At 38.4% G+C, this 13,427-nt stretch carries 15 protein-coding genes and 1 pseudogene; 4 read left to right on the top strand and 12 right to left on the bottom strand.

Annotated features, from left to right (window positions below; genetic code table 11):
* Nucleotides 1-11: 11 nt before the first annotated feature.
* The 3 genes from rbsD to murB form a co-directional block, all read right to left on the bottom strand.
* The gene (rbsD, locus tag LMB57_RS03505) at nucleotides 12-407 is read right to left on the bottom strand and encodes a D-ribose pyranase (RefSeq protein WP_229271203.1); all 396 of its coding nucleotides are present in this window, start codon (nucleotides 405-407) and stop codon (nucleotides 12-14) included.
* 11 nt (nucleotides 408-418) lie between these two features.
* Nucleotides 419-1,342 carry a ribokinase gene (rbsK, locus tag LMB57_RS03500; protein ID WP_229271204.1) on the bottom strand — a complete coding sequence of 308 codons (924 nt, stop codon included), beginning with the start codon at nucleotides 1,340-1,342 and terminating at the stop codon, nucleotides 419-421.
* A gap of 332 nt (nucleotides 1,343-1,674) precedes the next feature.
* On the bottom strand, nucleotides 1,675-2,571 hold the full coding sequence (gene murB / locus LMB57_RS03495; RefSeq protein ID WP_229271205.1) for a UDP-N-acetylmuramate dehydrogenase: 897 nt from the start codon (nucleotides 2,569-2,571) through the stop codon (nucleotides 1,675-1,677).
* 124 nt (nucleotides 2,572-2,695) lie between these two features.
* Between murB and LMB57_RS03490 the strand changes: the two genes are divergently transcribed.
* Both LMB57_RS03490 and LMB57_RS03485 read left to right on the top strand, forming a co-directional pair.
* The gene (locus LMB57_RS03490; RefSeq protein ID WP_229271206.1) at nucleotides 2,696-3,235 is read left to right on the top strand and encodes a 3'-5' exonuclease; all 540 of its coding nucleotides are present in this window, start codon (nucleotides 2,696-2,698) and stop codon (nucleotides 3,233-3,235) included.
* An 11-nt stretch (nucleotides 3,236-3,246) separates the two neighbouring features.
* Nucleotides 3,247-3,669 carry a PAS domain-containing protein gene (locus LMB57_RS03485; protein WP_229271207.1) on the top strand — a complete coding sequence of 141 codons (423 nt, stop codon included), beginning with the start codon at nucleotides 3,247-3,249 and terminating at the stop codon, nucleotides 3,667-3,669.
* 37 nt (nucleotides 3,670-3,706) lie between these two features.
* On the opposite strand, the gene LMB57_RS03480 is transcribed toward LMB57_RS03485, so the two are convergent.
* The 4 genes from LMB57_RS03480 to LMB57_RS03465 form a co-directional block, all read right to left on the bottom strand.
* Nucleotides 3,707-4,216 (bottom strand): GNAT family N-acetyltransferase, encoded by a 510-nt coding sequence (locus LMB57_RS03480; protein WP_229271208.1) that lies wholly within the window; start codon nucleotides 4,214-4,216, stop codon nucleotides 3,707-3,709.
* Nucleotides 4,216-4,674, bottom strand: a complete 459-nt coding sequence (gene tsaE, locus LMB57_RS03475; protein ID WP_229271209.1) for a tRNA (adenosine(37)-N6)-threonylcarbamoyltransferase complex ATPase subunit type 1 TsaE — start codon at nucleotides 4,672-4,674, stop codon at nucleotides 4,216-4,218. The genes LMB57_RS03480 and tsaE overlap by 1 nt, the downstream gene beginning before the upstream one ends.
* Nucleotides 4,675-4,821: 147 nt before the next feature.
* Nucleotides 4,822-5,796 carry a phosphate acetyltransferase gene (pta, locus tag LMB57_RS03470; protein ID WP_229271210.1) on the bottom strand — a complete coding sequence of 325 codons (975 nt, stop codon included), beginning with the start codon at nucleotides 5,794-5,796 and terminating at the stop codon, nucleotides 4,822-4,824.
* A gap of 60 nt (nucleotides 5,797-5,856) precedes the next feature.
* Nucleotides 5,857-6,546, bottom strand: a complete 690-nt coding sequence (locus LMB57_RS03465) for a uracil-DNA glycosylase (protein ID WP_003676241.1) — start codon at nucleotides 6,544-6,546, stop codon at nucleotides 5,857-5,859.
* A gap of 150 nt (nucleotides 6,547-6,696) precedes the next feature.
* Between LMB57_RS03465 and LMB57_RS03460 the strand changes: the two genes are divergently transcribed.
* Entirely contained in the window at nucleotides 6,697-7,281 is a 585-nt protein-coding gene (locus LMB57_RS03460) for an LURP-one-related/scramblase family protein (protein WP_229271211.1), read from the top strand.
* A gap of 56 nt (nucleotides 7,282-7,337) precedes the next feature.
* Here LMB57_RS03460 and smpB read toward each other — a convergent pair whose 3' ends face one another.
* From smpB to LMB57_RS03435, 5 genes are all read right to left on the bottom strand, one after another.
* A complete protein-coding gene (gene smpB / locus LMB57_RS03455; RefSeq protein ID WP_229271212.1) occupies nucleotides 7,338-7,811 on the bottom strand; it encodes an SsrA-binding protein SmpB in 474 nt (157 codons plus the stop codon).
* Nucleotides 7,812-7,828: 17 nt separating this feature from the next.
* Complete coding sequence (gene rnr, locus LMB57_RS03450; RefSeq protein ID WP_229271213.1) at nucleotides 7,829-10,234, bottom strand: ribonuclease R; 2,406 nt, start codon at nucleotides 10,232-10,234, stop codon at nucleotides 7,829-7,831.
* Nucleotides 10,221-10,997, bottom strand: a complete 777-nt coding sequence (locus LMB57_RS03445) for an alpha/beta hydrolase (protein ID WP_229271214.1) — start codon at nucleotides 10,995-10,997, stop codon at nucleotides 10,221-10,223. The genes rnr and LMB57_RS03445 overlap by 14 nt, the downstream gene beginning before the upstream one ends.
* Nucleotides 10,998-11,075: 78 nt before the next feature.
* Nucleotides 11,076-11,315 carry a preprotein translocase subunit SecG gene (gene secG / locus LMB57_RS03440; RefSeq protein ID WP_003667480.1) on the bottom strand — a complete coding sequence of 80 codons (240 nt, stop codon included), beginning with the start codon at nucleotides 11,313-11,315 and terminating at the stop codon, nucleotides 11,076-11,078.
* A 66-nt stretch (nucleotides 11,316-11,381) separates the two neighbouring features.
* Entirely contained in the window at nucleotides 11,382-12,932 is a 1,551-nt protein-coding gene (locus LMB57_RS03435; protein ID WP_229271215.1) for a ClC family H(+)/Cl(-) exchange transporter, read from the bottom strand.
* Nucleotides 12,933-13,221: 289 nt separating this feature from the next.
* On the opposite strand from LMB57_RS03435, the pseudogene LMB57_RS03430 reads away from it, so the two are divergent.
* Nucleotides 13,222-13,427, top strand: a pseudogene (locus LMB57_RS03430) (ISL3 family transposase); the annotation flags it as partial.

Below are 13,427 nucleotides of genomic sequence, written 5' to 3'. Positions count from 1 at the left end.
AACCCCTAATATTAAAATGTTACGCCTGATTCAAGGATAATGTTTGAGTATGGCGTCATTTCCCCTGTCCGAATAAAGGCATGCGTCTTAGCAAGACTCTTCTTAAGCTCACTATGAGGCATAAATGCAACCTCAACATCTGGTAATGCCTTCTGAATATTTTCAAGTTGTTCTGGATTTTGATCCTTGATTTCTTCAGCTAAGTAAATCTTTTGAACCTTCATTTCCTTGAGAACATTATTTAATACATCCATAAAGCTTGGCAATTCCTTATCAACAGCCAAATCAATCTTCTTAGTACCAAATGGAACGGGCATTCCTGCATCACCAATTGATAACCAATCCATATGTCCCATATTAGCTACGACAGCTGAAACTTCTGAATTAATAATCCCTGTTTTCTTCATGACAATACTCCTTAATTTTCTGCTAATGCTTTTATAACCGCATCATGGTTTGGAATAGAAGGCATTGCGCCCATTTGTTGAACAGTCAAACTAGATGCTCGTTGTGCGTAGACAAGTGCCTTGTCAACATTTGATAAGTCTTTTTCTAATTGTGAACTTAATGCACCAAGGAATGTATCACCAGCTGCAGTAGTATCAACTGCCTTAACCTTAAATGCTGGAACTAATCCATGAGCTGTAGGTGTGGAGTAAAATACTCCTTTTGAGCCTAAAGTAATCAAAAGGTGCTTAACTCCCCGTTCACGGAAGTAATCAGCACTCTTTAACATTGATTCTTCATCAGTAATTTCAATGCCAGTTAGTAAGGCGCATTCACTTTCATTAGGCGTGATAACATCTGTATATTTTAATAACTCTGGTAAAATCTCATGAGCTGGTGCTGGATTTAAAAGAGTAGTAACACCGTGTTTTTTAGCTTGCTTAAATGCATCTAAAGCAACTTCTTGTGGTGTTTCAAATTGACTAATTAAAAAGTCAGCATTTTCTAAAACATCATCAATACCTGCAAGAACATCAGTGGTCATTGCTTGATTGGCACCGCCATATACCATAATGTCATTTTGGCCATTAGCATCTAAAGTAATCGCAGCACTACCAGTACCATGTAACTCATCAGTCATGATGTGATGTGTATCAATATGATCATCAGCCAATGATTCAAGCATGTAGGCTCCTTCTTTATCAGAGCCAACTGCCCCAATAAAGGCAGTCCTTGCACCAGAGCGGGCTGCTGCAACTGCTTGATTGGCACCTTTACCACCAGGAGCAGAACTCTTACTTACTGCTGAAATGGTTTCACCAGGTTGAGGGAAGCGATCAACATGATAAGTAGTATCAACGTTAATACTTCCTAAAACAACTACATTATTGCTCATAAATATACTCCTTACTTTGTGAATTTTTTCAAGAATGAGACTTAAACATCCTATCACATTTTGAAAGTGATTACAAAGCTGTTTTTATCAGCCAGTGAATCGGTATACTCCAAAACCCTTTGAAATCGCTTTTTGTCCAGAATAATAATTTTTCAATGAGCATTTTGTGAGATTTTTTCATAATTAACAAATAATAAGATCAATCAAATTACTTTTCTCCTTTTTGGCGGCACCTAACTATTAAACTAAATTCATTCATTACTTCACTATCTTTAAAATAATAAAAATGCAAGTTCATTAATAATCTTTTAATAAACTCGCACTTTATAATATTAATCTTGCCGACCGATGATCCTTACTTCGGTTTCAAGATCAACGCCAAATTTTTCTTTAACCGTCTTTTGAACATGGTGGATAACATTTACGTAGTCTGCTGCGGTTCCATGGTTAATATTAACGATAAATCCAGCATGCTTAGTCGAAACTTGCGCCCCCCCTGAAGTATATCCTTGCAATCCAGCATCATGAATCAACTTTCCGGCATAATATCCTTCTGGCCGTTTAAAAACACTTCCACAAGATGGTAGATCTAACGGTTGCTTAGCTTCTCGTCGTTCATTCAGGTCATCCATCCTTGCTTTGATATCATCATACTTGCCTGGTTTCAAAGCAAATGTAGCATCTAACACGACACCATTATTATCTTGAATACTGCTATGCCGATAACCAAAGTCCAATTCTTCATTGGTGAGGTGTTTGATTGTCCCATCAGGAAGCATTACGGTTGCCTCAGAAACAACATTTTTAGTTTCACCACCATATGCTCCGGCATTCATGAAGACAGCTCCGCCAATACTACCCGGAATACCAGCAGCAAATTCTAATCCAGTAAGCTCACCATCACGAGCCGCCTCGGTTGTTGCAATATAAGATGCCCCTGCCTGCGCCGTTACCTTATTATCATGAACTTCAATTTTATTAAGTCTTGTAAGAATAATAGTTAAATCGTCTATACCGCCATCGCCAACAATTAAATTACTAGCGTTTCCTAAAACCGTTAAGCCCATTTCATGCTTACGAACATAATCAACCAATTCTTTTACCTGGTCAATCGTTTCGGGAAAAGCCAACCAGTCAGCTGGACCTCCTGTTTTAGTATAGGTGTAATTCATTAATGGTTCATCTTGTTTAATTTCAATATCAGGAAATTCGTTCATCAAATTAGCCATTCTCTATTTCTTCCTTTTTTATATTTACTTTCAAGAGCTATTGTATCATTTTTCAAAAGTAAAAGTTTTGAAAAATGATTAGTTGATTGTAAAATAAAATTATCGACCTTTGCAAGGAGGATGTATGATGAATTTTATAGCAATGGACTTTGAGACTGCTAATGGTAAGCGTTACAGTGCATGTTCACTTGCACTCACAATCGTTCGGAATGGACAAATTGCCGATGAATTTTACACCCTAATTAATCCTCATACTAAATTCTTTTGGCGCAATACACAGATCCATGGCATCCATGAACGTGACGTCCAAAATGCGCCTGATTTTCCAGCCGTATGGGAGCATATCAACCAATTCTACACGCCTGATAAACTGGTTATTGCCCATAATAATCGGTTTGATAATAGTGTTTTAAAGAATACGCTAGAACATTACAATATCGAAGTCCCTGCCTACCAGACGCTCGATACCGTTGCTTCAAGTCGCCAGTTGATTCCAGGATTAACAAATTATAAACTTAATACTGTTTGTAACGCGTTAAATATTGACCTTCATCACCACCATAATGCTCTTGATGATGCTCAGGCTTGCGCTAATATTCTGCTTTATCAAAGCAAGCATTTTACCCCGCAACAGATTCAGCCCTTTATTAATTTAATCGGCTAAAGGAGAAAATCATGACAGATATTAATCTTAAAGGTGGAAAACTAAGTATTGAACAACTTAATACTATTTTTGAAACCATCCCCGTAGAATTCGATTTTATTGATGAAAATGATATCATTCGCTGGTCATCAGCTAATCGGCATCGTTTATTCCAGCGAACGGATACAGACCTAGGTAAACATGTGCTTGAGGTTCATCCCGGGCATAGTCAAGGCCATGTTAAGCAAGTACTGCACGATATGCATAGCGGAGACCGTGATTCAATTAGCATTATGATCAAGTATCATGGTCAACCTGTAAATATTGCCTTTTACGCCTTACGTGATGATCAAAATAAATACCTCGGATGTGTAGAGGTAACACAAGACGTTAGTAAACAGCAAACAAAGGGATCCCTCTGGCGAAACATCATGCAAGTACTACATAAAAAATAATCATCAATTATGTACAAAGAAAAGAGGAAATAATGGCTTACTTTTCCATTGTTTCCTCTTTTTTATTATCGTATTGCATTTGCAGAACATTACGGCCCTGCTCAACCGTTTTTCCTGTTGTAACAAAGTGTAATTGCTGATAAAGCTTAATTGCTGGAATATTATCCTCAAAAACTGTCAGGACCAAATTTTCTAAACTACTATAAGTATCAAACCAATATTCTGCTTCATCAACTAATAAACGACCGATTCCGTTTCGCCAATACTTTTTCCGTACCACGACTCCTAATTCACCGGTTGTCGGTTGGTGATCTAATACCATTACAGTAACCATCCCCACAATCTCTTCGTCAAGCATAGCAAGTAAAATAACACAATCATCAAATTGATTTATTAAATCGATATTTTTGGCTTCTGTCTTTTCACTAATCTCATTTAGATGCGGAACTAATACCGCATCACTTTCAGTTGCAGTTGCCCGTAAAAATTGCAAAATAGCTCCAGCATCCTCACTCGTTGCTAACTTTATCGAAATATCATCTGCCATTATTCCACCACGCTTTTTACAATCTGTTCAAAATGCTGTCCATGGGGTTCAAATTCCAGAATCCGAGTATTATCATCATCTGTTCGCTTAAAGTGAATAGCTAAAAAGTCAGCTGGCAATTCATCTGCAACAAATTCAGCCCATTCAACAACTGAAACTCCATCCCCATCAAAGTATTCTTCAAGTCCGAGATCTTCTGCTCCCCCATTTTCTAAGCGATATGCATCCATATGATATAAGGGGAGACGGCCATCTTGGTATTCATGAATAATTGTAAAAGTAGGACTTTTAATGATATCAGGAATTTCTAACCCTGCAGCTAATCCCTTAGTAAAAGTAGTCTTGCCTGCTCCTAAATCACCGTCTAAGACTAATACATCCCCGGCAACTAATTGCTGACCAATTTTCTTTCCAAGGGCAATTGTTGCGTCACGATTCGTTAACGTTAAGCTCTCCATAGTACTCTCTCCAAGTTTAAAATACTAGCCCTATTGTACCCATCTCGTGTTTAAAAAGCAAAGGGAGTGACTAGGCATCGTTTTGACAGTTTACACTTTAAAATAGTAAAGAGGTTGGATTAATTTCCAGCCTCTACTCATCAATGTCTATAATGCTTGTGCTGCGGTAATCATTGCAACCTTATAAGCATCATCCTCACTGCATCCCCGTGAAAGATCTGCAATCGGTGCGTTAAGTCCTTGAAGGATAGGACCAACTGCTGTAAAACCGCCAAATCGTTGTGCAATCTTGTAGCCAATATTACCTGCTTCTAGACTTGGGAAAATAAAGACATTGGCATGACCAGCAACTTTTGAATCGGGGGCTTTAAGTTCACCTACTGATGGAACAACAGCAGCATCAAATTGTAGTTCACCATCAGCTGGTAAGTCAGGGTCCAATTCATGAACTAGCTTAGCAGCATCCGCAACTTTGGTAACCATTTCGCCCTTAGCAGAACCCTTGGTTGAAAAACTAAGAAGTGCAACCTTAGGATCAATTTCAAATAGGCGAGCTGTTTCTGCACTTTGAATTGCCACTTCAGCCATTGTTGGAGCATCCAATTCAATATTAATTGCACAATCAGCGAAGATGTAGCGTTGATCTCCTTTAATCATAAGGAAAGCTCCACTAATTCGATGGGCACCGGGCTTAGTCTTAATGATCTGTAATGCAGGTCGAACAGTTGCCCCAGTTGAATGAATAGCACCAGAAACCATTCCATCAGCCTTTCCCATATAAACAAGCATTGTCCCAAAGTAGCTAACATCTTCAAGCATCTTTTGAATTTCTTCAGGAGTATTCTTTCCCTTACGCCGTTCCATTAATGAGTCAAACATTGCTTGCTTATCGTCTTCTGGATAAGTTGCTGGATCGATAATTTGAAGGCCAGCGAGATCGAAATCATTTTTACTTGCAACTTCTTTAATCGCTTCTTCATCACCAAGTAAAATTGGCTCTACTAAATTATCTTTCTTTAAGCGGACAGCAGCTCCTAAAATCCGCTTATCTTCACCTTCAGGGAAAACAATTGTCTTGTTTTGACCCTTAATCTTTGCAGCAATCTCATCAAATAATTCCATAATGCAAGTACCTCCTTATGGTCACTAAACATTTTAAAGTTGTGACTGCTAATCACATCTTTAACGATAATTTGGTTCGGCTGGCAGTTGCCAATCAATTGGCTGTTCTCCCATTGCCTGAAGTGCTTCGTTTGTTTTAGAAAATGGTCGAGACCCAAAGAATCCACGATTAGCAGATAATGGACTTGGGTGAGCAGATTCAAGAACGATATTTGTCTTTGTATTAATTAATTGTTTTTTATTTCGAGCAGCCCGTCCCCATAAGATGAACACAACTGGTTTAGGACGTTCAGATAAAGCATGGATCGCCGCATCTGTTAATTGTTCCCAGCCATGTCCACGGTGAGAATATGCTTGACCTGCTCGCACTGTCAAAACTGAATTTAATAAAAGAACACCTTGATCAGCCCACTTCTTCAAATAGCCATGATTTACCGGTGTACAACCTAAATCACTTTGCAATTCTTTGTAAATATTCTGTAATGAAGGTGGGACTGGGACCCCAGGCAGTACTGAAAAACTACACCCATGAGCTTGGTTTGGTCCATGGTAAGGATCTTGACCAAGGATAACAACTTTAACCTTACTAAAAGGAGTCCATTCAAATGCCTCGAAAATATGATGCATTTCTGGATAGATCGTTTGATGGGTATATTCTTCTTTTAGGAAATTATGCAATTGCGCATAATACGCACTTTCAAACTGGGGCTTTAAAACTTCCCACCAGTCGTTATGAATTAATTGTTTCACGATTATTAGCACCTCGCCTACTATTTTAGCATAATTAAACATCATCATGGGATAAATTGGAAGCGTTTTTTAACTTAGAAGTTTCTTCACCAAATTTGCTAAGAAGCTGGTAAAATAAAAGGTAGATTATCAAAGAATGGTGGTGGCAAAGTGCGACAATTATATATTCGCGATCGTTCAAGTGATTTACATGGAACGACCGTCATTCGCGATAAGAATGGTAAATCGTGCTATCTTCTTGTCGGTAAGTGGGGAATGAGGTACGATGCCCTATCATTATATGCAATTGATGGAGCCTTATTAGCTGAAGTAAAGCAATTAACTCTTGGATTATTACCCAAATTTGCATTATATGTTAATCGGCAACGCGTTGGAACAATCGGGAAGGGTCTTGGTTTTGTTCAACAGGTTATTTATATTCGCGGTATTAACTGGATCGTTGTTGGTTCGCCATTAACAAGCCGATACCGTGTTTTTTCCGGTAGTCACTTAGTTTTTTCAATCCAGCCTGTTAAACTGTCAAGCGGATATTGTCATGAATTAAAGATAAATAAAAAAGAAGATGAACCTTTAGCAATTCTAATCGCTAGCATTCTCAACCATTGGGCTCGACGAAGCGAACAAGAACCATTACTAGCACGGTTGATGAAACGTTTCCCTACTCTTAATACCAGTATGTCATTTTCCATTAGCAATCAGTTAAACTTTAACTGTAAAGGACGCAGAAACAAATAGATTTTAAAGAGAAAGCCTAGGAGAAAACCATAAATTTTCTCCTAGGCTTTTTCGTTTTAATAATGTTTCATAACTCGTTCAATTTCACGGTTTTGTTCACGACGCTTAATTGCTTCACGTTTATCGTATTGGTGTTTACCTTTAGCTAGTCCTAATAAAACTTTTGCATAGCCATGTTTAATATACATTTTTAATGGAATAAGCGTAACTCCCTTATCCTGTAAGGCTCCTACAAGCTTATTAATTTCCTTTTTGTGCAATAGCAACTTACGATTTCTTAATGGATCTTGATTGAAGTAAGTCCCATTATCATACTCACTAATATGCACATTCATTAACCAAGCTTCACCATTACGAACTTGGGCAAATCCGTCTTTCAAATTAACCCGGTGAGCACGAACTGATTTTATCTCGGTTCCTGTTAAGACTAACCCTGCTTCAACAGTATCCGTTACAAAATAATCATGACGTGCTTTTTTATTTTGTGCAATTAAATTGTCATTATTTTCTTGATGGGATTTTTTTGTCATAATATCCCTCCCCGCTCTTAATGGTGGCGACGAACGCCTTCATGATCACGTGAATTATTGTGGTGACGAGTTTGTCCTCGATTTATTTGACGATTATTTTGATGTCCATTTTCTTGGTGAGTTCGACGCCATTTTCCTTGAGTATTACGGTAATGGTTACCGCTAGTATTCTCATGACGGGACTTATTATTGGCACGTCCCTTGCGACCACGACCTCGACCCCGATACTCATCATTACGCGGAACCCGAATCTTTGTCTTTGGTGCTTCCTCAGGGTTAACAATTTCAAAATCAACTTCACGAAGATCTTTATCTGCCCGAACTAACTTAACCTTAATAGGTTGTCCCATTTGGAAAATTCGATGAGATTTTCGCCCAATCAAGGCCATGTGTTTTTCTGAATATTCATAATAATCATCATTCATGACGCTAATATGAACTAACCCTTCAACTGTATTTGGCAATTCGACAAACAAACCAAACTTCATTACTGAACTTACGACAGCATCAAATGTTTCGCCAACATGGTCTTCCATGTATTCGGCTTTCTTCATACTATCAACATCACGCTCTGTATCAATTCCCCGACGTTCGGTAACCGAAGTATGTTCAGCAATTTCTGGAAGCTTGTCACGCCAATGATCCTTAGCTGGTTCGTTTTTACCATGTTCTTCGTACCACTTAATCAAACGGTGAACTGTATCATCTGGGTATCGCCGAATTGGTGAAGTAAAGTGGGTATAGTATTTAGCGCCCAAACCAAAGTGACCTAGTTCTTCATCAGAATATTTAGCTTGTTGCATACTACGTAACATCATCACTTGAACCATTTGCTCTTCAGGAGTACCAGCCACATCCTTTAATACTTTTTGAAGCATCCCTGGTTTAACATTCTTAATATCACCATGAACATCAATTCCAAACACAGCTAAAAAGTCCACAAATGACTTAATCCGTTCACTATCTGGTGTTTCATGGATCCGGTAAAGGAATGGGACATGTTCCTTAAAGTAGTGTTCAGCAACCGTTTCATTAGCAGCTAACATAAAGGATTCAATCATCCGTTCCGAAAGTCCCCGATCCCGTAGTTGAATATCTGTTGGGTGCCCCTTTTCATCCACAATAATCTTTGCTTCAGGAGCTTCAAAGTCAATAGCACCACGTTTTTTCCGATTCTTAAGCAGTAATTTGTGAATCTCACCCATTGTTTCAAACATTGGAACGAGATCTTCGTATTGCTTCATCGTTTTAGCATCATGAGACTCTAGAATCTTATTAACTGCTTTATAAGTCATTCGAGCATGTGATTTCATAACACTTTGGAAGATTCGGTGATTAACAATTTTCCCTTGTTCATCAATTTCCATTTCGCAACTCATAGCAAGACGTTCTTCATTCGGATTTAAAGAGCAAATTCCATTAGAAAGCCGCTTAGGAAGCATTGGAACTACCCGATCAGTTAGATAAACAGATGTACCACGCTTAAATGCTTCTTGATCAAGCGGTGTACCTGGCTTTACATAGTGAGTAACATCAGCAATATGAACCCCAAGGTGGTAGTGCCCATTATCCATCTTCCAAGCTACCACCGCATCATCCAAGTCTTTTGATTCAATTGCATCAATGGTAACAAGTGGTTGGTCAGTAATATCCACCCGACCCTTTTTTTCTTCTGGGAGAACATGAAGCGGAATCTTATTAGCTTGTTCCATCACTTCTTTAGGGAATTCATGAGGGACGTCGTGAGCATAGATTACTGACATAATATCAATACCCGGCTCATCCTTATCACCAATCACTTCAGTAACGGCACCCGTCATTACTTCCGGTGCCTCATCACTAGGATAAGTCTCAACAGTAGCTGTTACTACTTGGCCGTCAAGTGGTTTTAATCCCTTGTCCGTTACATAGAAATGATACTGCGATAATTTCTTATCTTTAAGCAAAATTTCACCAATGTAATCATCGCCGATAGTCGCTTGCTTAAATTCACCAACTACATTTTCATATTTATGTTCAACAATCCGGGTTACTTGACCTTCTGGACCCTGATCACTACCTGCTTTTGCTGGACGTAATACTTTAACTTCTACCTGGTCCCCATTTAATGCATGCAAAGTGTGATCAGGATTAATATACATGTCTGGAAGATCCGGGTCATAGTCTACAAAACCAAATCCCTTATCATTACCATGGAAAGTTCCAATAAGTGGTTGCTGTTTAATAACTGCTTCGAATTCACCACGATCAGTTACTTGAACCTTTTTCTCTCTTTCCAATTGAGCAAGAGATTGAACAATCGGTGTAAACTGCTCAGCATCGTCCATCCCTAATTGATGAGCAAGTTTTTCTGCTGAGTAACTCACACCTGCATTATCTGTTAAATGTGTTAATATTTTTTCTTTTAAATTATTTGTTGTCATTAGAAGACACCTCGAATAAATTTTGTAAATATTTTTCTACATCGGCAAATAGTTGACGATGAGCGGTATTAACTGTTAATAAGTGAGTAGCGGTTGGGTAGTAATGATAATCAACTGCAACCCCATTCTCCTGTAATTTTGTTTTTAATTGCAGTCCAGACGCTGGATCAATCATTTCATCTGCGCCTCCTTGTGCAATAAAGAATGGCTGATGAATCTGATCTAATTGGTCACAAATTTGATGCGCCATTGTTTGAATTTGTGCTAGTTGTTTGGGGAGTCGTTCAGTCAATTTAGCAACCTTTTCCTTAGTAATTAATGGGTTGATTTTTTGCTGACGATAATACTTTGCCGCAATCTTAGGGAAGTATTCCGGAACATTCGATTGTCCCCAGGTGGTAATTGGGGATGCAAAAACACCACCGCCTAATAATTGCGGATCATTCTCAAGAGCTCTTGTTGCAAGTAAACCGCCGAGCGATAAACCAAAAATTGCAATTTGATCAACTCCAGCATCTCGTAAACGAAAAATTGCCATCCGGGTATCATCCCACCAATCATCTGGACCATTGCTTTCCAGCACCTTTTGCGGATCACCACCATGACCATGCAAAAGCGGTGCGAAGACTGTATATCCTTGCCAATTGAGTTGACGTCCCAGCATTCGAACATCATTCGTATTTCCTGTATATGCATGAAGCAAAATAACTCCACGACGTCCACTATGGGGAAAGAAAAAAGACTCACCAGTATACGTTATCACTACATCATCCCCTGCACTCCAACCGTAGCGTCAAAAAAGCCCCCTGGAATCACAATAATTTCAGGAGGCACTTTAAATTTAATGTGACGAAACGTAAATCATCGCTAATGCCAGAATAAAGAAGAGTGCTCCACAAATTGTTGTAACAATCTGCATAACAGCTTCAAATCCCCGCGCTTTACGACGTGAGAATAAGTCACCCGCACCACCTGTCAAAGCTGACATTGCATCATTATCGTTTTTTGCTGGCTGCATCATTACACAAGCAATTAATACAACGCAATCAATTAAGAATAAAGTCATTAATGTGTTATACAAGGATTTTTCCTCCTAATACTTTCACGCTTTTATCTTAATTATCATATCATATTTATTGTTCTATTGCTATCCTTGTGCATAATGCGCAGCCCGACTTATCTCATGGTAAGCTTGTCTAGTAGTTGCTGAATTAGCCCGTAAGATTAACGTATCACCCGCTTGCAGCTTTGTTTGACCATTCGGAATGATCTTTTCTTCCCCCCGATAGACAACCATCACAATACAATCAGTTGGCCATGGGAAATCTTTAATTTTACAACCATCCAACTGGGCGCCAGCATAAATGGTAATCGACATCGTAACATCCTCTTTATGGCGTGCTGGTTGCGGATTATTTCCAATAAAGGCGTTAAACATTGCTGTATATACCGGTTCACCGTGTAACGCGTCCACAACAAGATAAGCTACTACTGCTACCAAGGCTAATGGCATTAAATGTGCAAGTGAGCCAACCATTTCAGTAATTAATAAAATAGCAGTAAACGGCGCTTTGCTAATACATGCAAAGTAACCTGCCATTCCATAGATAATAAAATTAGGTAAATATCGAACTGGCATTAATCCCAAACAAACCATTAATGCACAATAGACTGCGCCTAAAATAGCACCAAGAGTTAAAATTGGCAAGAATATCCCACCTGGTAATTGCGAACCATAACTAATCATTGAAAATACAAAACGAAGGATAAAAAGCCCAACAAAAAGTGCTAAAGAAAATGGTAAGGAACGTAAAATAATAATTAATTCATTTCCTCCACCCAATGTGATTGGAAAATACCAAGCAATGGGAATAACCAGCAAAAATGGAATAATTGGATAAGCAATAGGAGATAGTTTAGGAATTCGTGCCGTCCAACTATTCAAATGCAAAATAATAATTTGATAAAGACGCCCTAAAATACCTAATAAAATACCAAGTGCAATTAGGTGCCAATAAAGATTATTAGGAAGCATATGATTATAAGGAACATTCAAAACTGGTCGTAAACCAAAAAACTGCATTGAAACCATATTAGAACAAAGTGAACTCACAAATGTTGCCAACCAAATTACTGGTGAAAAATTATGATACACTTCTTCTAAAATAAAGATAGTCGCAGCGATCGGCGCATTAAAGGCTGCGGATAGTCCTGCTGCTGCTCCACTTGCGATCCCTATTTGGCGATTAAGATGCCCCACTTTGGCCTTTTCCTCTACTCCTTGACCAATTGTTGCGCCAAGCTGAATTGACGGTCCCTCACGTCCGAGATATAATCCGGATCCAATAGCGAAAATCCCGCCGAGAAATTTCCGCCATAACACTGGCCACCATTTTTCATCAAACTGGTTAGTTAACTGACCTTCAACCTGCGGAATTCCCGATCCTTTTATATCAGGATAAGATTGGGCTAACCATCCCAGCAATAATGCTAAAATAATCGATCCAATCGTCCATGGTATTAACCATAATGGATGAGAATGAAAATATGCAAAACTTGTTGTTACTAATCGTAAAAAGTGTTGAATTATGAGTCTAAATACACTAACTACTAAACCCGTCAAGATTCCAATAATGATCGCTCGAATTAGTTGGTTAAACTGACTATATCGATGAAATGCCTCTTTTCTACTCTCCATTAGCCTTCTCCAATTTATTAAAATTCTACATGTCATTGTACTACATGAGCTTAGTGAGACGAAATTAATTTTAAAATAAAATAGGACCGTGACATAAGTTAGGTTACTTTCAGAAAAGATAAACAGCGCAGTACAACAATAGGCCTCCAACACTCGGTAAAAAGGGTATACACTTTCTGGTATGGATAGAGATTCCATGCCAGATTTTTTTATACAAAAAAGAGGACATTTGCTGTTCCCTCGTTATACAATCAATTCACCACAAAAATCATGAAAGAAGGTTAAACAAATGTCCCATAATGATTCTATCTTAAATATTCTTGGAATTAAAGATAAAAATATTAAAATCATTTCTGTTGAAGAAGCTGAACATAACGATGATTCTGTTAAAGAGTATATAACGCTAATAACAGCTACTCTTTCTTATCCGATTAATCGTTGTCGTAACTGTGGCTTTCCCACAGTTAATAAGGATGGCTTTCGCAAAACTCATGT

This window comes from Limosilactobacillus secundus (assembly GCF_020784695.1).
In the GTDB taxonomy this organism is placed as follows: domain Bacteria; phylum Bacillota; class Bacilli; order Lactobacillales; family Lactobacillaceae; genus Limosilactobacillus; species Limosilactobacillus reuteri_F.
Note: the sequence above shows the minus strand (reverse complement) of the source record. Positions and strands in the feature narration are given on the sequence as shown.

Bases quoted from the DNA above. Each gene is read 5' to 3' on its own strand.
- LMB57_RS03480 (WP_229271208.1), bottom strand. From the start codon at position 4,216: ATGGCAGATGATATTTCGATAAAGTTAGCAACGAGTGAGGATGCTGGA.
- rbsK (WP_229271204.1), bottom strand. From the start codon at position 1,342: ATGAGCAATAATGTAGTTGTTTTAGGAAGTATTAACGTTGATACTACT.
- tsaE (WP_229271209.1), bottom strand. From the start codon at position 4,674: ATGGAGAGCTTAACGTTAACGAATCGTGACGCAACAATTGCCCTTGGA.
- LMB57_RS03490 (WP_229271206.1), top strand. From the start codon at position 2,696: ATGATGAATTTTATAGCAATGGACTTTGAGACTGCTAATGGTAAGCGT.
- rbsD (WP_229271203.1), bottom strand. From the start codon at position 407: ATGAAGAAAACAGGGATTATTAATTCAGAAGTTTCAGCTGTCGTAGCT.
- LMB57_RS03435 (WP_229271215.1), bottom strand. From the start codon at position 12,932: ATGGAGAGTAGAAAAGAGGCATTTCATCGATATAGTCAGTTTAACCAA.
- pta (WP_229271210.1), bottom strand. From the start codon at position 5,796: ATGGAATTATTTGATGAGATTGCTGCAAAGATTAAGGGTCAAAACAAG.
- LMB57_RS03485 (WP_229271207.1), top strand. From the start codon at position 3,247: ATGACAGATATTAATCTTAAAGGTGGAAAACTAAGTATTGAACAACTT.
- murB (WP_229271205.1), bottom strand. From the start codon at position 2,571: ATGGCTAATTTGATGAACGAATTTCCTGATATTGAAATTAAACAAGAT.
- smpB (WP_229271212.1), bottom strand. From the start codon at position 7,811: ATGACAAAAAAATCCCATCAAGAAAATAATGACAATTTAATTGCACAA.
- rnr (WP_229271213.1), bottom strand. From the start codon at position 10,234: ATGACAACAAATAATTTAAAAGAAAAAATATTAACACATTTAACAGAT.